The sequence below is a fragment of the Flavobacterium sp. DSR3-2 genome, from assembly GCF_049896525.1.
Taxonomy (GTDB): domain Bacteria; phylum Bacteroidota; class Bacteroidia; order Flavobacteriales; family Flavobacteriaceae; genus Flavobacterium.
This window is the reverse complement of sequence record NZ_JAFCUM010000019.1, coordinates 1-20,266: the sequence shown is the minus strand read 5'-3', so window position 1 is coordinate 20,266 and position 20,266 is coordinate 1. Positions and strand designations below refer to the sequence as shown.

20 protein-coding genes are annotated in these 20,266 nt (G+C 35.5%); 18 read left to right on the top strand and 2 right to left on the bottom strand.

Features of this window, described 5'->3' with window-relative positions:
• Positions 1–910 precede the first annotated feature (910 nt).
• On the top strand, positions 911–1,810 hold the full coding sequence (locus tag ACP7AV_RS16390; protein ID WP_426092872.1) for an alpha/beta hydrolase family protein: 900 nt from the start codon (positions 911–913) through the stop codon (positions 1,808–1,810).
• Between the two features lie 377 nt (positions 1,811–2,187).
• Positions 2,188–2,700, top strand: a complete 513-nt coding sequence (locus ACP7AV_RS16385; protein WP_426092871.1) for a hypothetical protein — start codon at positions 2,188–2,190, stop codon at positions 2,698–2,700.
• Between the two features lie 701 nt (positions 2,701–3,401).
• On the opposite strand, the gene ACP7AV_RS16380 is transcribed toward ACP7AV_RS16385, so the two are convergent.
• Both ACP7AV_RS16380 and ACP7AV_RS16375 read right to left on the bottom strand, forming a co-directional pair.
• A complete protein-coding gene (locus tag ACP7AV_RS16380) occupies positions 3,402–3,578 on the bottom strand; it encodes a histone H1 (protein WP_426092870.1) in 177 nt (58 codons plus the stop codon).
• A gap of 142 nt (positions 3,579–3,720) precedes the next feature.
• Entirely contained in the window at positions 3,721–5,400 is a 1,680-nt protein-coding gene (locus ACP7AV_RS16375) for a helix-turn-helix domain-containing protein (protein WP_426092869.1), read from the bottom strand.
• Positions 5,401–5,742: 342 nt separating this feature from the next.
• On the opposite strand from ACP7AV_RS16375, the gene ACP7AV_RS16370 reads away from it, so the two are divergent.
• From ACP7AV_RS16370 to ACP7AV_RS16295, 16 genes are all read left to right on the top strand, one after another.
• The gene (locus ACP7AV_RS16370; RefSeq protein WP_426092868.1) at positions 5,743–6,435 is read left to right on the top strand and encodes a hypothetical protein; all 693 of its coding nucleotides are present in this window, start codon (positions 5,743–5,745) and stop codon (positions 6,433–6,435) included.
• 310 nt (positions 6,436–6,745) lie between these two features.
• On the top strand, positions 6,746–7,633 hold the full coding sequence (locus ACP7AV_RS16365; protein ID WP_426092867.1) for a helix-turn-helix domain-containing protein: 888 nt from the start codon (positions 6,746–6,748) through the stop codon (positions 7,631–7,633).
• A gap of 36 nt (positions 7,634–7,669) precedes the next feature.
• A complete protein-coding gene (locus ACP7AV_RS16360) occupies positions 7,670–8,872 on the top strand; it encodes a hypothetical protein (RefSeq protein WP_426092866.1) in 1,203 nt (400 codons plus the stop codon).
• Positions 8,873–9,071: 199 nt separating this feature from the next.
• Positions 9,072–9,539 (top strand): hypothetical protein, encoded by a 468-nt coding sequence (locus ACP7AV_RS16355; RefSeq protein ID WP_426092865.1) that lies wholly within the window; start codon positions 9,072–9,074, stop codon positions 9,537–9,539.
• 138 nt (positions 9,540–9,677) lie between these two features.
• Positions 9,678–10,016, top strand: coding sequence for a DUF4134 domain-containing protein (locus ACP7AV_RS16350; protein WP_417959928.1), 339 nt, complete (start codon positions 9,678–9,680; stop codon positions 10,014–10,016).
• Positions 10,017–10,063: 47 nt separating this feature from the next.
• Positions 10,064–10,381, top strand: coding sequence for a DUF4133 domain-containing protein (locus ACP7AV_RS16345; protein WP_426092864.1), 318 nt, complete (start codon positions 10,064–10,066; stop codon positions 10,379–10,381).
• Between the two features lie 41 nt (positions 10,382–10,422).
• On the top strand, positions 10,423–12,897 hold the full coding sequence (locus ACP7AV_RS16340; protein ID WP_426092863.1) for a TraG family conjugative transposon ATPase: 2,475 nt from the start codon (positions 10,423–10,425) through the stop codon (positions 12,895–12,897).
• A gap of 49 nt (positions 12,898–12,946) precedes the next feature.
• A complete protein-coding gene (locus ACP7AV_RS16335) occupies positions 12,947–13,639 on the top strand; it encodes a conjugal transfer protein TraI (RefSeq protein ID WP_426092862.1) in 693 nt (230 codons plus the stop codon).
• A gap of 12 nt (positions 13,640–13,651) precedes the next feature.
• A complete protein-coding gene (locus ACP7AV_RS16330; protein WP_426092861.1) occupies positions 13,652–14,281 on the top strand; it encodes a hypothetical protein in 630 nt (209 codons plus the stop codon).
• Positions 14,278–14,913, top strand: coding sequence for a TerB family tellurite resistance protein (locus tag ACP7AV_RS16325; RefSeq protein WP_426092860.1), 636 nt, complete (start codon positions 14,278–14,280; stop codon positions 14,911–14,913). Before ACP7AV_RS16330 ends, ACP7AV_RS16325 begins: the two co-directional genes overlap by 4 nt.
• Before the next feature lie 99 nt (positions 14,914–15,012).
• A complete protein-coding gene (gene traJ, locus ACP7AV_RS16320; protein ID WP_426092896.1) occupies positions 15,013–16,122 on the top strand; it encodes a conjugative transposon protein TraJ in 1,110 nt (369 codons plus the stop codon).
• A 17-nt stretch (positions 16,123–16,139) separates the two neighbouring features.
• Entirely contained in the window at positions 16,140–16,760 is a 621-nt protein-coding gene (gene traK / locus ACP7AV_RS16315; protein WP_426092859.1) for a conjugative transposon protein TraK, read from the top strand.
• A 13-nt stretch (positions 16,761–16,773) separates the two neighbouring features.
• Positions 16,774–17,271: a hypothetical protein gene (locus tag ACP7AV_RS16310; RefSeq protein WP_426092858.1), complete on the top strand. Its 498-nt coding sequence runs from the start codon at positions 16,774–16,776 to the stop codon at positions 17,269–17,271.
• 4 nt (positions 17,272–17,275) lie between these two features.
• Positions 17,276–18,580 (top strand): conjugative transposon protein TraM, encoded by a 1,305-nt coding sequence (traM, locus tag ACP7AV_RS16305; RefSeq protein WP_426092857.1) that lies wholly within the window; start codon positions 17,276–17,278, stop codon positions 18,578–18,580.
• Between the two features lie 19 nt (positions 18,581–18,599).
• On the top strand, positions 18,600–19,445 hold the full coding sequence (gene traN, locus ACP7AV_RS16300; protein ID WP_426092856.1) for a conjugative transposon protein TraN: 846 nt from the start codon (positions 18,600–18,602) through the stop codon (positions 19,443–19,445).
• A 30-nt stretch (positions 19,446–19,475) separates the two neighbouring features.
• Positions 19,476–20,266 (top strand): hypothetical protein (locus tag ACP7AV_RS16295; protein WP_426092855.1); only part of this gene is annotated, 791 nt, incomplete at its 3' end.

Below are 20,266 nucleotides of genomic sequence, written 5' to 3'. Positions count from 1 at the left end.
AGTAAGCTTGTAATCCAAGAATGACTAACGCTACGCTTTGAGAGTATATTTTACATTCTATTTTCACATTCTAATTTTACATTTTTAGTTAATTATCAGTAGAGATGATGGTGTGCAATTCCCGAATTGCTCACAATGCTATTTGCTTTTTACAAAAAAAGATAAATGAAAGTGAGAGCTCGGGATGCAGAGTGGTGTACTGCGGATTTTAAGCATTCAATTCCAGAATTGCACACTGTATTAGATGAATTTTAGTGTATTGTTTTTTGATAAAAGAAAAAGATAAAACTTTAAAAAAATAATTGAGATCCTGTTCAGAAACCTAGTAATCAATTATGAAATCGGAAATATACCACAATCATTTGCGCAATTTTGCAAACTGCGGCCATAAGAGTGAACGATCATCATTGATTTTCAGCCTAACGGCAACCATTTTTGGATTAAATGCCCTAAAAAACTAAATGGAATTTTACCCGATAGTACTTGTAATCCACGAATGAATAGTACTATGCTTTGAAGATATTTCACATTCTAATTTTACATTTTAGTTAAGTAACAGTATAGAGCAAGGTGTGCAATTCGCGAATTGCACACCTTGCTATTTGCTTTTTAGAAAAAAAGATAAATTATAGTGAGAGCTTGGGATACGGAGTGGTGTACTGCTAATTTTTAAGTATTCAATTCCAGAATTACACACTATACTCTTTGTTGCTGAGGCCTGCAACTACTAATTAACCATCTGATGATTTGTAAGAATAAAACAATATATTTGATTTTAAGTAAAGTCTGATTGTGGTCAGGCCTATCTACCCAAAAATAGAGTGAAAGATCTGATTTTGTCCGACTTATTTTCAAGTTGTAGGCAATGACAATCAAGACCATTTAAAATAAATTTTTACAATAATCAAAAATGAAAATCAACTTTTTTTCCAACTTATATCTTTGGTTATTATTAATAACCTTACCAATAACTGTACTTTCGCAATCGACCGACTTTGAAATTCAAGATGTCAAATTTGAAAGTCAGGGAATCATTCTTGCAGGCTCAATTTTAAAGCCGAAAAATCCATTTGCAGCAGTTGTAATTGTTCACGGTTCTGACCCAGTAAAAAGAGAAATAGAGTTCGCAAAGCGTCTCGCTAAAGAAGGTATTGCTGTATTAACATATGACAAACGTGGAGTTGGAGAATCTGGTGGTGTATACGTAGGACCATCTGTTGGAACGAATAATATTGACACTACCAATCTTAATTTATTATCTCACGATGCAAATGCAGCGCTAAATACATTTTGGACTTATTTGAAAGATAAAAAAACACCAATTGGATTAGTTGGTTTTAGTCAAGCAGGATGGATAATTCCAATTGCAGCAAGCAAAAATCCACAAATAGAATTTATGGTTTTATTTAGTTGCCCTACAATTACAACTCTGGAACAACTCCGATTTCAGTTTTATACTAACGGAAATAATAATTTTTGGGAAAATCATACAGATGCAGATGCTCGTGAACATACTAAAAATGACCCTGACAAATATCAATTCGTGGCGACTGACCCAAAAATTTCTTTGAATACTCTTTCAATTCCTGGACTTTGGCTTTTTGGAGAGAAGGATATACAAATTCCTGTAAAGTTGTGCATAGAGCAATTAAACACATTTATAGTTCAAGGTAAACCTTTTGAATATACTTTATTTTCAACATTAGGACACAATACTACATTTGACGGTGATACAGCACCTTTTGACATTTCAATTCAATGGATAAAACAAAAAACTTTAAACATTAAAAAGTCTAAAAAATCAAAATAAAGCACTGCCTACAAAAAGGGTTTAGCGTCAGGCGGGCTGAAGTGCAAAATTTAAAGGCAGTTTTTCAATTAAACTTTAATAATAATATCAACTTTCTTTGATGCTTGATGGCATCGAGTAGCTGCCTAAATTGCTTGGTGAATCGTAACGTTTGTAACGCGCTTAATAAAAAAAAATGATATTGTACAGTTGGGCAGATAATGGTATTAGGTACTTGCCCATCTATAATCGGAAGCATTCGAAAGAGTTTGAATTATAGTTCAAAGTGCATACCTTTACTTTCTAGTTGCCAAAATAAAGTTCGTTTAAAGCTATTATCCCCATAATAGGAGTGAAATTAAGCTGGAAGTAGAATGCACTTCAAACAAAATTAAATAATGGAAAAATACATACGCCAATTAATTACAATTGAATTTGAAGACAAAAAAGAAATTTTTAGTGGTTTTCTCATTGACTGGACGGAAGATTGGATTTTGCTAAAAAACAATCCGGTCGATTTTATTATTGATGGCTACACGATCTTGAAAAACAAAAATGTAAAGGCCATTATTCAGGACAAAGATCATGAATTCACGGAAAGAGTAATTAAGTTGAAGGGTTTAAAAACAAGTGCCGAAGAAATAATACCGCTACAAGATTTGTCTTCCATTATCCATTTTTTAGCCAGTAAATATGCCATTTTTCAAATTGCGACTAAGTCTGACAAAGCGGTTTATTTAGGTAAACTAATAGAACTAAATGAAGAAGAACTTGTCATCGATTTTTTAGGTACAGAAGGACATTTTGACGGTGAAATGAGTTTCAAGCCCAAGAAAATTAGAGTGATTGAATTTGATACGGATTACATCAACTCTTTAAAACTAATTGTTGACGAGGACAAGGAAAAGTGATTACTTGTGACTTACGTTTTAATTTCATTGGACTTTAGGCTAAAATATAAATTCATTGGAGTTTGCCAGTATCGAAATAAATACGGGAGGCTGCCTTCTTTGATAATATCAGAGAACTTAAGAACGTGAATTATTTATATAATTTTATTTTTTAGTGCCGACAAATCTTTAGTGGTTAAGCCATTAAATCTGACAAAAAGGATGTAGCAAAAAAAGGAGGCCTTTTAAAGGGCCTCCGATTGTAGATTTTGATTTACCATTTATCAAATCATGCCGTTGGGTATTAAATGACTATTTGAATAAGCTTCTCTTCTCAGATGGTTTTACTCAGATGATTAATCAAAACCACACTCAAAGATATAACTAATAAAACAATAATCAATTGATAATAAATATTTTAACTTTTATTTAGACTATTGTTTTTGGATGGGCAGAGACTTTAAATTTTTGATTTTAGCTTTTGGATTAATTATGGTTTTCCTCATCCAAAATTAATTGTAGCCACAAACGGAGACTTTGAGTAAAAGAAGTAAATCAAATAAAAATGAAATAAAAAATAGATGTTGTATGATAGCTGCAAAAGAAGGGGGTATCTTTATATTTCAACAGATTTGAGCCTAAAGCATTAAGTGGTTTAGGCAAATTACCGGATATTAAATATCCCTCCAGAAAATCCGGAGGGCTAGTCATTAAGTAGGAACTTATTTTTTTGATTCTTCTATAGAAACTTTTCTAAACTCTTTTAATAGTTTTTCCAGCTCCAAAGTTGATTTACGAGCTCTCGCTCCAGCAGCTTTAACACCTTTCTCACTTAGTGATTCAGATTCTGTTTTGAATGTTTCGAATTCAGCATTGATTTTTGCAACTAAATCTTTCATAATAGTATTGTATTAAATTAGGGTGTAAAAATAAAATTTTGCTTTTTATACCGGCATGTTTTCATGTTAAACTTACTACTTTACAATCGATATTTTTCTCTAAGGGGTCAAAAAATACATTTTTTACAATATGCTAAATAAATTACGTATTGCCTTCCTTTAGTTGCTCAATAAAAAAGGGCGTAGGCATACCAGTTTTTGTCAAAAAAGCATTTGCAAATCGTTGAGTACTGCTAAATCCTGCTTCTTCAGCCAATGCTTTGTTAGTATAATTCCTTATTTTTTTGTCCTCATGTAATAAAGTTATCAAATAATCAATTTTAAGAGCGTTGATATAATCTACAAATCCTTTATCCTTATAATGTGCGATTATTTTGGACAGGTATTTAGTGTTAGAATTAAAGGCAGCTGCTAGTTTAACCAGTGTTATGTCTGTTTCTAAGAACTTCTTATCGCGTTCGAATTTATCTAATTGTTTTAAAACATTGTTCACTGTATCCGCGTTGATATCCAGTATTTCAGATTTGTCATTTTTAAGTTTTGGTTTGCTTCTGTTTTCGTCCTTAATTTGAACCATCAACTCATTAAATTTTTGCTTGTATACAGAACGGTTTTTAAAATGCCTGTACGTCAAGAATAGTAAAACTGCAAAAAATATTACAATGATGCTGATAAAAATAGTGTCGTTGTACCTTTGACTGAGTAGCTCTGCCTTCATTTTATCTTTTTCTGTCACTATCACTTTCGTGTCATATTCTTTATGAACTTTGCCTATCAAATACTTGTTGGTTTCTTTTAAGGTTTTAACCGCTGCAAGTAATTGGTCAATGTAAAATAATTGCGCTTTCAGATTATCTTTTGTTTTGTAATATGCAATCAATAATTCATATACTTCCAGTAGGTCTGGTCTAATATATCCTTTATCACGGAAAGTTCTGTCGACCTTTTGGAAATACGATACTGCCTTATCTGATTTTTTTAGTTCCCAGAAGCTCTTTCCAATGTAAAAATTTCCTACTGCCACATTTGCATAATCTTTCTTTTGGCTTATTTGTATCAGCGACGATTTAATCTTTTTGATGGCTACATCATAATTTTTCATGAAATATTCATTGATGCCATCCGAATGAATGAAATAGGGAGTCATTTCGGTTACATTTAATCTTTTGCTTTCAGAAATACCAATTTTATTGGTTTCTGTGCATAAGCCATAATTTCCAATTTTATTGTAACAAAGACCTAATGAATGCAGTGAATTTAGGTAAGGCCTTGGGTTTTCATCTTTATAATACGCCACACATTCTTTTAATAATGAAATTGCTTCATCATAAAATCCTAAGTAATATTTGACTTGACCCATATTGTACTTCACTTTGTGAATTAGGTAGTCATCATTTGTTTTAACGATATAATTGTTGGCAATAATGTAATTATCCAGTGCATTTCTTCGTTGTTTCTGGCTGTAAAATACAATACCTTTTGAAAGGTAAGCGGATCCAATAATAGCTGCATCTTTCGTTTTTTTTGCAGCATAAATCATACTATCTGCATATTGTATCCTAACATTATTAGGAGATTGATGCAGTGCATTCTGGTATCCATTCACCAATTCTTTCCAGTTTTCCTCGTTCTTCGCTTTCTTTATGTAAATATTTATGTAAAAGAATGCTTTAGCAGTATCTTTTGTTAGCGAATAGCTCCTGTCTTCCAAATAAACATAACTTTTGTTTTGAAGCGAATCTGGTATTTTGAATACCTTTTTTTGACCAGTCATACAATGTGCTGTCAGTAGTAATGTCAGTAGTAAATAATTTTGTTTCATAGTACGAAGTAGGTTGGAGATAAATTACTGTGTTCTATAATAAATATAATACGTGAAAGGATAAATGATACAAATCAGCATTTATCATCGGGTATTTCAAAAATAAGATAAACAATTGTTAAATAGGTATTTATTTGATAAAATATGGTGTGGATTTCCATGAAATCAATACACTAATTCATGGAAACCCATATGGATTGTGTTGCAGGGGAGTTTATGAGCGAATAGATTTGTTTCGAATTCAAAAGCCAAAAGTTTAGCAAAGTGCTAAATAAAAGTTCTGCTTACCCGGGTGAAATGAACTGAGAAGAAATTCTCGGTCCCATTTTAAAAACATTAATCATGAAAAATTATCTATTATGCGCTATTTTATCATTCGCTACTATTTCATGTTCCACTGAATCTGATGTTGATCCTTCTCTAACTTCCGATTCCAATCTAAGTAAATTATACATCAAATCACAGGTTCCGCACAATAATGCAAATCCTTTTGAGGGAAGAGGTAAGGAGTATTTTGATTTGCTCACTATTTATTTGGACAATAACAAAGTTCCAAATTCAGCTACTGAAATGACCGAGCAAATACAGTTTATGTTCCAAAATTACAAGACTAAACAATATGCGAGTCGAAGTACAGCATCATTAACCTCTAAACAAGTTGCGATGGTGCTGAGTGCTCCCGAAAAACAATTAATAGCTATTCTTGAAAGTTGCTCTTTGCGTTTGGAGGTCAGAAAAGAGTTAATCCATTTTGTACAAGCTTTACTAGCACAACAAGATAGTGAATATCTGGAGCAGTACAACTATATTGTTTCCTATGAAACTAAGATTTTAGAAAATACAACTATGAGTGAGGACGAAAAAGAAACTATTCTTTCTGTAGCATCGGTTTCCAGGTATGCTCTCTATGCCGATTCTAAACATAGAGATAGAGATTGGGAGATTTCTATAGGCAATCGTAAAGCGCAACCGACTTTTTTGTCGTATCAAGCTACTATTATTTCTGTGATCCTATTATCAAAAAAGCTTTTATAATACTGCAATTCGATTGCAAACAATTCATTTAGGAAAATGAAATTAAAAATCATTTTTTACTTCACATTGGTTCTTTTAAACCTTGTTAGCCTCTATTTCGTCATAGCTCTTTTTAGCTATGATGAAATGGTTGGTTATCTTATCGATGGTGTAAAACAAGTTGACAGTCCAAGGGAATTGGCCTATTTATTTTTTATTACATCACTATCCAATCTCTATTTTTTGGTTTTAGGTTTAATGGAATATTTTTTTAATAATCAGAAATAATGCACTGCGACTACATCTATTGAACATGTAAACTGTTACCAGCATGATAAATGAATTCCTAAATATTGAATTAAACGAAAGTCCTTACCATGGATTACAACTTTGCATCATCAAAAAGTATATGATAAAAATGCCTTCCTATGAGTCTTTTATTGTTAATAATTTTTGCATTTTACTAATGAAATCGGGTGCTTTAAAAATTCAGTTAAAAGATACCATTCATGATTTATCAGCCCAAGATTTACTTGTGATTCCAAAAAATTCGTTTCTAACGTTATTGGCTGTAGAAGACAAACTGAAGTTATATCTAGTTGCATTTACCGCTGAATTTGCGACTCAGAATTGTTTCAGGAAAGAGTTAGTTGATGCATTTTATTTTTTTATCGCAAAGTTTTCCCTGAAAATTACATTGGATCAAAAAGATTTTTTAGTTCTTTCACTCATATACAAACTCATCTATTTTGTAAGGAAGGAAGGTAAACTTAACGGCATAGAAGCGGAATTGCATCGAATTAGTTTTAATTTACTATTATATGAATTGCGATCAATTCATGCTAAATATACTTCGGAGGCTTCCTTGAATTTCAGCAGAAAAGAAAGGGTATTGATACAATTTTTTACTATCCTATCCATTCACTGTAAAAAGCAGCATAGCGTTAAATTTTACGCCGGATCGTTGTTTATTACTGCTGGATATTTGAGTAAAATTGTAAAACACATAACCGGAAAACCTGTTAAGATTTTAATAGCAGAGTCTATTATTACAGAGGCGAAAAATTTACTGGAAGATTCCCAGTTATCAGTAGCCGATATTGCAGAAGAGCTAGCTTTTAGTAATGCTTCCACTTTTAGTGTTTTTTTTAAAAGACATACATCCATTGCACCATCCAGATATCGTACAAATGCTATCGAAAGGTTAAAGAACCAGTAGTTTTCGTTGCATTTAATTGTAAATTAAAACAATAGCATGATGATAAAAACCCACCCATTAGAATGGTTAGATTCTTTGATTTTGCAAACCTTTGATTCAAAGAATAAAACTGGCAGTTCAATATCAGAAAGTACTTTGTCGCTAACGTCCGAAAATATTGCCAAAGAATCTCAAAAGATTCAGATCCAACTTAAGAATGAAGTATTTTCTTTAAGAAAGAAAAGACAAATTCGACTTTTAATTCGAAAATACCATTCTACTCTTATCTTTTTACTAGATAATGTTATAGAAAATCGAAAAAATACAATTTTTAATGCTCCAAATTTGTCCACTAGCATCGATACTATAATAAGTGCTTTAGAGGAACTACTATCTTTTGTAGAAATCCGCTTTGCTACTTATCTGAGTTTGGACGAACGTGTACCAATCACGTACCTTATTGTTTCCAAAAATGAATTGCAGTTAAAACTGGACAAGCTTAAAAGGAAAAAATGGCATAATGAAATTCATCAAAATATCATGGAAACTGTCATCTCCGTTCTCTACCAACTAATCCAATCAAATAAAGGTTATAAAATCACCTACAGACAGATTCTTTATCAAAAAGAACTCTTTAAAAGCATAGATGATTTCGATGAATCTGAGAAAAGTTTAAACATTTATACCTCTTTGGATGAATTGCTTATTCGTTTGAATTTTAATGCTCAAGTTTACATCACCTGTTTGATTAACAGAATTGTCAGCAATTTAGATACGCAAACTACTTTACCTGATAGAATGAGTAAGTTGCTCTTTATTTTTAAGGAATTTCGTCAGTTATACTCTAACGAGAGCATTATGTTTGAGCCCAGTCAGCAAAATATCAAAAGTGCGTTGCACAATTGGTTCAAGCATGAAATAACCTATTTAGAAAGAGAAATCGAATTAAATGCAAGTTCAAGAATTGGTATGCAGACCAAGCACATTGATGCAACGGTAGCTTTAGAAAATAAAATTGAGTGTATACTATCGACCGATCAGATGGGATTAATTTTGAGGGCTTCTGATGAATCCAGAATTTTGAAGGCCAAATCGATGAGCCAAATATTTAAGACCATCGTACCTTATCTTTCTACACCTTTTAAAAAGGACTTATCCTATCAATCCGTTAGAAGCAAGTCGTATAATGCAGAAGAAAGAGACAAAGAGATTGCTATTCAGACTTTAGAAAAAATCATAAAAAAAATAAAATCGTATTAACAATAATACAAAATCCTAAATTATGCAATGGTTTATATAATGGCTAACTGTTATAATGAAAGGGTACAAAAGAGTACAACTTAAAGTTGTACTTGTCGTAAAGGATTTCAAATTGTTTCTTTGAAATATAAAATAAATCATTGCCTACGGTTAATGTTTTTATTACTATCAAGGAAGTTAAACATTTAATAAAGAACGTATGTTAACAAACATTTCATGGGCCAATTATATACTTGTAGTTGTCCTGCTTGCAGCAAGCTGGTACTTATTTGTCGGGTTTCGATTTTTTTTTGCAGAACTCAAAGATCTTGTAACGGGAAAAAAAAAGTTTTCGATTCGAAGTTTTCCTCAAGTTCAATTAAATGTAGATTATCTGGAAGCTCCGAATGGTATTCCTTCGTCCCTCAATGAAAAACAGACCGACAAAGCATTTCAAGATGTAGAGGATCTGGTAGAAAAACTAAAAAATCTTGTTGCAGATGCTTTGCAAAAAAAACTCCCCAAAAAGGAATTTATGTATTATCTGAGTTTGGTTCTCAATGAATTTCCGACTGTCAAGAACTCGCCTTTTCGATCTTCAATTTGCGAACTAGTAGTCTCTGAATGTGACAAACTCGAGCTGATTCATGTAACGCAACAGGAATTGGATGTGTTATGGGATGTATAAATTAAAATTCTATTGCGGAGGAATTATCCCTGTTTGCTCTTATGCGGTATGGCTTTATGTGACAAGAAAAAGAGTTTAGTAACAGCGGTATTCCTCTGCTTTTTAGTACTTAAAACAAAACTTTAAAAATGATGTATTATGAAAAATCGAGGGAGGAAATTAAAGAAGTTTACAGTAGTAAAAATACGATTTGTTTTAGTTGTACTGCTGTTGTTTGTTGGCTATGTCACGGCTCATGCTCAAGACGGGGTTGCTGGAATTAACGAAGCCAATCAAAAGGTAAGAAGTTATTTTGATGCAGGTACAGAACTTATGTATGCCGTAGGAGCACTACTGGGTTTAATTGGTGCTGTAAAAGTCTATCAAAAATGGAATGCTGGTGATCCTGATACCGGAAAAGTAGCAGCGGCTTGGTTTGGCAGTTGTGTTTTTTTAGTGGTGGTGGCTACGGTGATCAAATCTTTCTTTGGGGTTTAAGGGGTTACATATGGCAGTTATTAATTTTTAAAGGTAAAATAGTATCCATGGCAAATAGTGTATATCAAATCAATAAAGGTATTAATCAGAGTATTGAATTCAAGGGTCTTAAAGCACAGTATATCTGGTATTTAGGTGGTGGCGTTATAGTACTTCTATTCCTGTTTTCAGCACTGTATATAATTGGTTTGCCATCACTAGTTTGCGTTGGAGTGGTCGGTGGATCAGGAACTATTTTGGTTGTGAAAGTATATAAGATGAGTCATAAGTACGGGGAACATGGCATGATGAAAGCTTTGGCGAAAAGACAAGTTCCTGAAGCCGTCAGAATTCACAGCCGTCAGATTTTCAAAATGGAAAAATAGCAATTCTCCAAAAAATTATGAATAGGTAAAAAGCGACGAAGATGGAAAAGAGGATAGATGATATTTTACCAATTATGGACGTGGAGCATGACTGTATTCTTTCGAAACAGGGTGATGTTACCGTAGTATTCAAGGCAGAATTGCCGGAAATATTTACATTGTCAGACCAGGAATATGAAGCATTCCACCAAGCGTGGCTGAGGGCTATAAAATTACTTCCAAAGTTTACTGTGTTTCACAAACAAGATTGGTTTATTGACAGCAAGTTTGAAGCAGATTTCAGTAATGAAGATACAAGTTTCCTAACGCGCAGCAGTGAACGGTTTTTTAACGAGCGTCCTTTTTTGGATCATTCGTGCTACATTTTATTAACCAAAAAACCAGTCGGCAGGAAAAAATCAAGTTCCTTATTTTCCAATTTACTTCGAAACTCAATAATTCCTGAAGAAACATTAAATGCACAACTGCGTCAGGAATTTATAGACAGTACAGGTCAGTTCAGAAGAGTTTTGGAAGATAGTGGTTTTGTAAAGTTAACTCGCTTAAGAAATGATGAACTCAGAAGTCAAAGCCGAAAGATTGGAATTATTGAGCGTTACTGTTCACTTTCTGAGAAGAATGACTCTTTTGTTTATCAAGATATTGGATTCACTGACGGCTTGCAGGTGGGAGATAAACACTGTCAAATTTACACTTTGGGTGATGCAGCGGATCTTCCGGCTCTTTGCGGTTCCAGAATAAATTTTGATCGATACTCCACCGACAAGACCAAATTCAGTATCGGATTCGCATCCACTTTAGGACAACTGCTTTCCTGCAATCATATCTACAACCAGTATATTTTCATTGAAGATGCTCAAAAAACACTGCAAAAGCTGGAGAGTAAACGATTACGCTTGCAGTCCTTATCGGCGTACAGCAGGGAAAATCTGATTGCTCGCGATTCGACCAATGATTTTCTAAATGAAGCAATCGGTCAGCAACGCTTACCTGTCAAGGCTCACTTTAATGTTTTGGCATGGACAGCGGATAAAGAAGAGCTGAAGAATATAAAAAATAAGGTTTCATCAGCATTGGCGCAAATGGACGCAGCCGCAAAGCAGGAAACCGTTGGTGCCGCTCAAATATATTGGGCAGGAATTCCCGGCAATGCAGCTGATTTCCCAATGAATGACACTTTCGATACGTTTGCGGAACAGGCCGTGTGCTTCCTGAATATGGAAACCGGATACCGTTCCTCACTCAGTCCTACCGGAATACGTTTGGGCGACCGTTTGACTGGGAAGCCGGTGCATGTTGATATCAGTGATGAGCCAATTCAACTGGGAATCTGTACCAATCGGAACAAGTTTATACTAGGTCCTTCAGGAAGTGGAAAATCATTTTTCACCAACCATATGGTGAGAAGTTATTACGAACAAGGAACCCATATTGTGATCGTGGATGTCGGACACAGTTATAAAGGATTGTGTGACATGGTGGGTGGGTATTATTTTACCTATGATGAAAAGAATCCAATCCGCTTTAATCCTTTTTATATAAGTGAAGGCGATACGCTGGATACAGAGAAAAAGGAAAGTATTAAAACCTTACTGCTGGCGCTATGGAAAAAAGACAATGAAACCTTTAATCGAAGTGAATATGTAGCCCTGTCCAATGCGTTGCAATTGTATTATGAAAAACTGGAGGCAGACAAAGCAATTTTTCCCTGTTTTGATAGTTTTTACGAATTCTTAAAAACTGATTTTGTCAAGGTGCTTGAAGGAGATAAGGTGAAGGAAAAGGATTTTGATGTAACTAATTTTCTCTACGTTTTGCGCCCGTATTACAAAGGCGGAGAATTTGACTACCTGCTCAATGCTACTGAAAATTTGGAGCTAATGCAAGAGCGTTTTATTGTGTTCGAATTAGATAACATCAAAGATCATCCGATATTATTTCCAGTGGTCACCATAATTATCATGGAGGTATTTATCAGTAAAATGCGCAAGCTTAAGGGTATTCGAAAAATGATATTAATTGAAGAAGCTTGGAAAGCTATTGCTAAGGAAGGTATGGCTGAGTATATCAAGTATTTATTTAAGACTGTTAGAAAATTTTATGGAGAAGCCATAGTGGTCACACAGGAAGTAGAAGACATTATATCATCGCCAGTAGTCAAGCAGGCAATTATCAATAATAGCGATTGCAAAATATTGCTGGACCAAAGTAAATACCAAAACAAATTCGACCAAATTCAGGAATTGCTAGGTCTTACGGAAAAGGAAAAAGCATTGGTGCTATCGGTTAATAAAGCAAATGATCCAGATAAAAAATACAAAGAAGTTTTTATTTCCTTGGGAGGCATGCTCTCTAAAGTCTATCGAACAGAAGTATCTCTTGAAGAGTATCTTGCCTACACAACAGAAGAAACAGAAAAAATGAAAGTGCAGGCTTACGCCAAGAAATTCGATGGTGATATTAAAAAAGGGATTGCGGCACTGGCGAATGATTTGCGTGAAAAACAACGACAGTAAAAGAGAAGTTACAGTTTTAAATACTTGACAAACAATAAAATTACTACTTATGAAAGCAAAGAAAAATATGATGGTGGGTTTACTTTGTCTATTGCTCCTCAGTACCCCTGCAAGGCCAGCAACAACGGTGACAGTTGTTCCTATAATTGGATTGATAAAAGATGCCGTAGCCATGGTGATAAAAGCAATTGATCTCCGGATCCAGCGCTTGCAAAATAAAACGATTTGGTTGCAGAATGCCCAAAAAAAATTGGAAAATGTCTTGTCCAAAGTGAAACTGGATGAGATTTCCAACTGGACACAAAAACAAAAAGAGTTGTATAAAGAGTACTATGATGAACTCGCAAAGGTCAAATCTATTATTACGTACTATCAGCGAATTAGAGACATCACCCAAAAGCAAATCCGACTTGTTGCTGAATATGAAAGAGCTTGGAAACTATTTCAGCGGGACGATCATTTTAAGGCCGATGAATTGGCATACATGCAAAAAGTATATTCTGGAATATTAAATGAAAGTATGAATAATATTGATCAGATATTTTCAGTCGTAGACTCCTTTACCTTGCAAATGAGTGATGCTAAACGGCTTGAAATCATCAATACTGCAGCCGATCAGATTGATGCTACTTATGATGATCTTTCTCGGTTTAACATGCAAAACATAAAATTGAGCCTTCAAAGAGCAAAATCAAATAACGATGTGAATGCCATTAAGAAATTGTACGGTATTCACAATTAAAAAACTAATGTTATGAAAAAGATAGCGGTTTTGATACTTCTTATGGTAATTTTTAATGGAAACATACAGGCACAGGCAAAACAAAGAGAAGAACTCTTAAAGCAAATTGCAGCTTTTCAAGTGTATATCGGATATGCTCAAAAAGGGTATGCCATCGCAAAGAACGGGCTTAACGTGATAGGTGATTTCAAGCGAGGGGAACTGGATCTTCATCTTGATTATTTCAATTCTCTAAAGGCAATTAATCCAAAGATAAAAAACTATGTCAGAGTTAGTCAGATCATTGCACTTCAAGTAAAGATTCTGAAGAGTTATAGTCGCACCATGAGCTATGTGAATCAAAACGATTTATTTCACGGTGACGAAGTGGCGTATGTTAAGAGGGTATTGGATCGATTGCTTAAAGATTGTGATGTAACAGTGGATGAACTTACAGCAGTATTGACAAAAGGTGAGTTGGAGCTGAAAGATGATGAACGATTAGAACGAATTGATGCACTCTATCAAAATATGCTGGAGAGTCAAAGTTTTTGTGAGGATTTTAGCAATCAAACCAGAATGATGGGTTTCTTCAGGAGCGCTGAATCTAAAGATGTAAAAACCAGCCATGCGTTGCAGGGCGTAAAAGAAAATATACCATGAAACGACTACTGATTGTACTTATTATGCTGGTGGGACTGTTGTTTCCCAGTCGGGTTGCTGCTCAATCTCAAGAAATGCAACAGCTAATTCTGAATATCGAAAAGCTAGCTCAATTCAAACAGATTTTGACTGATATGAAAAAAGGCTATCAGATTCTGAACGGAGGCTATAACGTTGTTAAAGATTTGTCGAAAGGAAACTTTAGTCTGCATGAAACATTCCTTGATGCGCTGATGCAAGTCAGTCCAACCGTTCGAAAGTATAAGCGGGTAGGTGATATCATCCACTATCAAGTCCTATTAGTAAAAGAATACAAAGCTGCATTTAATCGATTCCGGAATAGTGGCAATTTCAATCCGGAAGAAATTGCTTATCTCGAAAAGGTCTATTCTAAGCTATTCAAAGAGAGCATAAGAAATCTGGATGAGTTAACCTCGGTCATTTCTGCCAATACCCTGCGAATGTCAGATGATGAAAGACTTGCCGCCATTGACAAGGTATATGCAGACATGCAGGACAAGCTCTCTTTTCTTCGAAATTTTAACAACAATACTTCCGTACTAGGCATTCAACGAACTAAAGAACGCAATGACATTAATGCAATGCGTAGCATCTACAAAATAAATAATTAAATACAAATTGTTATGATGAAAAGGAGCAAGGCTACACTATCTGTAGTCGCAGGGATGGTGTTGCCTGTTGCCAGCCATGCACAAGGAATAGCGAATGATATGAACAGCTTGCATAGTGTACTAGACCAATTGTATGACGAAATGATGCCCTTGTGCAGCAATCTTATCGGAGTTGGGCAGGGAATCGCAGGATTTGGAGCCATTTGGTACATCGCCTCTCGGGTTTGGAGGCATATCGCAAGTGCTGAACCCATCGATTTTTATCCGCTTTTCCGTCCATTTGTGATCGGATTCTGCATAATGATTTTTCCTTCGGTGCTGGATTTGATTAATGGAGTGATGAAACCCACGGTTACAGCAACTGCATCGATGGTGGAAGGCTCTAATAAGGCTATTGGGGTGCTGCTTAGAAAAAAAGAAGAAGCGATCAAAGAAACGGACTCCTGGAAGATGTATGTGGGAGCAGATGGCAGTGGCGATCGAGACACATGGTATAAATACACGCATGATGATGCCAATCCTTCTGAGGAAGGAATTATGGAAGGAATCGGAAATGATGTAAAATTTGCTATGTCTAAGGCCTCGTTCAATTTTCGTAATTCAATAAAAGAATGGATGAGTGAAGTATTAATGGTGCTTTTTGAAGCTGCTTCACTTTGCATTGATACCCTTAGAACGTTTCAGCTTGTCGTACTCTCTATTTTGGGACCATTGGTTTTTGGTATATCCGTTTTTGATGGTTTTCAGCACACACTAACGGTCTGGCTGGCCCGGTATATAAATATCTATTTGTGGCTCCCCGTAGCGAATATTTTTGGCAGTATCATAGGAAAAATTCAAGAGAAGATGCTTCAATTGGATATTGCACAAGCAAGCGAGTATGGAGATACTTTTTTTAGTAAAACAGACGTGGCCTATTTGGTGTTTATGATTATTGGCATCATCGGGTATTTCACTGTTCCCTCCGTCGCTAATTATATAGTGCATGCAGGTGGTGGAGGGGCTTTGGGTCAAAAAGTCACCAGTATGTTCAACAACTCAGCAAATTCTGCGGTTAACAGCGCGTCTTCAGGTGCGGGAATGGTGGTGGATGCTATGGGCAATGCTGCTGGAAGAATGTCTCAAAGTCTATCTGGATCTAGTGGCTCCTCACCGTATTTCAAAGATAAAGACAGTTATATGGGCGATAAATTAAAAGGCAATTCCTAACCTCTAAAAAACGGATTATGTTTAGCAAAATGAAAAATATTGATACCGCCTTTCGGCATGTTCGAAGCTTTACAATTGTGGTTGTTGTCGGAAGTATTATACTGAGCTGTTTTGCTCTGTACAAAAGTTTTGCTTTGGTAGCGCAGATGCAGGATAAAGTTTATATACTGGCTAATGGTAAAGCATTAGAAGCGTATGCTTCAGACAGAAAAGACAATATCCCGGTAGAGGCAAGAGACCATGTTATGACTTTTCATAAATTGTTTTTCACTCTCGATCCCGATGATAAGGTTATAAAAACCAATATTACGAAGGCATTATACCTCGCAGATGACAGTGCAAAACGAATTTACGATGATTTAAAAGAGAATGGGTATTATTCCGGTATTATTTCCGGTAATATCAGTCAGACGCTAGAAGTGGATAGTATAGCTATTGATATCAATAAATATCCATATCATTTCCGGTGCTATGCCAAACAGAATATCATCAGAACGACCAGCATTGCGCACCGTAGCCTCATAACAGAGGGTAATCTTCGTAATGTTTCCAGAAGTGATAATAACCCGCATGGCTTTTTAGTCGAGCGATGGAATACTATCGAGAATCGAGATTTGAGTACTGAGAACCGTAAATAAAAACACTACTGCTATGCGCTACAAATTTAAAAATGGCACCATGCAAGACCCTGCAGGAAAAAATCGCATAAAAAGCAAACTATTGCAACAGTTTGAAGAAGCTAACCTTCGGTTGCAATACAAATGTGCACATTGGCTGGAACGCAAGACGGCACATTGGTCCCGCAGAAGTTGGACATTAATTTTAATCGTTTTTACACTTGGAACTGGTGGTTATAGTATTTATGTGATGGTAGATAGCTTTTCTGAACCTGAAGTCAGTTCCGTACCGATTACACGAATTGTAAAGACCACAAATGCTATTCAAATCTCTAAAGCAATAGATCATTTAAAAGTAGCAATCAGTAAAGGGGAATATGAAAAAACGATCCGATTTCGTAGGTATATGGACAGTTTAGGGCGCAGTCCGACGGGAAAAAAAATAAAGGACAGTATCAATCAAAACCGTCCAGGATTACTGGACAGCCTGACCATAGTAGAAAAGTATTACCATTCACAATTTAAAAAATAATATCATGGAAGCAAAAACGAAATCACCAAAAATGTTAAGACAGCGCAAAATACTTTTAGTCATGCCATTTCTGGTACTGCCTTTTCTCACTATTATATTTTGGGTTTTGGGAGGCGGCAAAATGGATGCTGCGAACTCCTCAGTCACCGAAAAAAAAGGGTTTAATAGCAAGCTTCCGGATGCAAATTTGAAGGATGGCCTTGATTTGGATAAAATGCATTATTACGATCAGGCAGCTCTTGATTCCTCAAAGCTGGAAGAGCTTATTAGCAAGGATCCCAATTATCTCAGCAGAAGTTTTCCTGAAGATTCTATAGCGTCTTTGAGCACATCTCATAATCAAATACCTTCCGGAAATGGCTCAAAAGGACTAAATGCTCTGATGTACCGGGACCCCAACGAAGCAAAAGTACATGAAAAGCTGGAAGCACTTCAAAGAGTTATTAATACGCCAGTTGCTCCAACACCAAGGCGAAACGATGCCCATTATGCAGAAAGTAGCGGAAGCGCGTTGCATTCCGAAGACGTTAACAAGTTGGAAGAAATGATGCAGTCGATGAATACTCAAAATAATGAACCGGATCCTGAATTGAAACAACTTAGTGGCATGCTGGAAAGTATATTGGATATACAACATCCTGACAGAGTTCAGCAAAAATTGAGAAAGGTTTCTGAATCCCAAAGAGGACAGGTATTTTCAATTGCCAGCTTAGCAGGGGACACTACTATTTCTTCGTTGCAAGTTACCCCAATTGGCGCTACTACATCTTTTGGGAGGAATAAAGAGAATGCATTTTATTCTTTTGATGAACCAGCAGTTGCAGACGTCCTTCAAAATGCAATAGCAGCGGTAATTCATGAAACACAAACTATAGTAAATGGTTCCACAATAAAATTAAGGCTGAGTACTGCTGTCTATGTTAATGGAGTTGAAATTCCAAAGAATAATTTCTTGTTCGGAATAGCCTCTTTACAAGGAGAAAGGCTCGTAATAAAAATCAATAGTATTCGGTATAAGAACGCTTTGTTTCCAGTTGATCTTACTGTTTACGATTTGGATGGACTTCACGGCATTTACATGCCAGGAGCTATTAACCGAGAAGTAGCTAAGGCATCAGCAGACCGCTCTGTTCAAACTCTGGGTGTTGCATCTCTCGACGATTCTTGGGGAGCACAAGCCGCTGGTGTCGGTATTGAAGCAGCGAAGACCCTATTCAGTAAAAAAGCCAAGCTTGTCAAAGTGGTGGTTAAGGCAGGATATCAGGTATTGCTGCGAGACGAAAAGCAAAAACAAAACGATTCCAATTAAAAACTAAAAATTAGTAATTATGAAAAAGATCAATGTAATGGTGGTGGTGTGCGCAGTACTCTTTACCATCAGCGCTTTCGCCCAACAAAGCAGTAAAAACAGTCTGTTGGAGATTACGCCCGATTCTCTGTCAATTGGGTATTCCAAAACAACCAATATTGTATTCCCTTACGCCATTATAAGTGTCGATCGGGGTAGTGCGGATATCTTGGTTCAAAAAGCCAAAGGCCTTGAAAATATAATACAGATTAAGGCTGCTAAGCAGGAATTTATCCCAACCAATCTAACGGTAGTGACAGCCGATGGCAAATTGTATTCTTTCCTTCTACGATATGATGAGCAAAATCCCAATTTAAATCTTTCTATGAATACGACTGAACCGTTCGAACAGAACGTTTTATTTTCCGCGGGGAGTGGGAACGAACAGGAACTGCAGCTTTATTCCAAGCTGGCCTTGTACGACAAAAGTAAGACTGAAGGTGGTAAAGAGAGCAGGTATGGTGTGAAATTACATCTCAATGGAATTTTTATCCAAAATGATGTGATGTATTACAGGATAGTAGTGGTAAACCACTCTAAAATAAAGTATGATGTTGACCAGTTTCGATTTTTTATTCGAGATAGTAAAAAAGTAAGAAGAACCGCCTCGCAGGAAATTGAAATTACACCACTGTATATTCTTAATAACGATGAGACAATTGACGAAGAATCTGAAAATACATTTGTATTTGCGGTACCAAAATTCACGATTCCGGAGAAGAAATATTTAGTACTACAACTAATGGAAAAGAATGGCGGCAGACACTTAGCAATTCAGGTAAAAAACAAAAAATTGGTACAGGTTACTGTACTGCCTAAACTGTAACTAATTATTAATCATTTAAATTAAATAATCATGAACGATAAAAATTTTGAATACCTACGCGATCAGGTAAAGTACACCGGTTTCGGTGAAGGATTAGAAAGTGAGTTAAAGGAAAAAATGCAAAATCAAACCCCTAGTTTCACTTTGACCCACAATGCTCAATATGGCAATGATAATGCGACAGCAACATTGAATTTTAAGAAATCGGATCAGAGTGATATGTATTTCTTTAATTCCTATAAAGTGGATTTGCAAAAAGACAATTCGAAAGAAGCGTTGGAGCAGACTTTTTATATTAATAAGGGAAGCAATATCACCATGAAGGAAGCCTACAACCTTATGGAAGGAAGAGCAGTGAATAAGGATTTAACCAGTAAAGAAGGACAGGTTTATAACTCGTGGGTGCAAATGGATTTTAAGGAAGCTGACAGTGCCGGCAATTTTAAACTGAATCAGTATCATCAAAATTATGGTTACGATCTGGAGGCTGCGCTGTCCAAACATCCAATCAAAGAACTGAATACTCCTAAATTTAAAGAAGATTTAATGGATTCCCTAAAAAAAGGAAACTTACAATCGGCCACTTTCTTGAAAGACGGTAAAGAAGTCAAGCATTATATTGAAGCTAATCCACAGTTTAAAACCATCAATGCATATGATGGAAATTTAAAACGTATTGACAACCGTCAGACGAAAGAGGAAAAGCAATCAGAAGGACAAAATACCTCACAGAAGCAGGACAATAAAAAACAGAGTCAAAATACTGATGACGATGGACCTGCCGCTCCCCAAGAAGTCAAAAAGAGAAAAAAAAAGCAGTC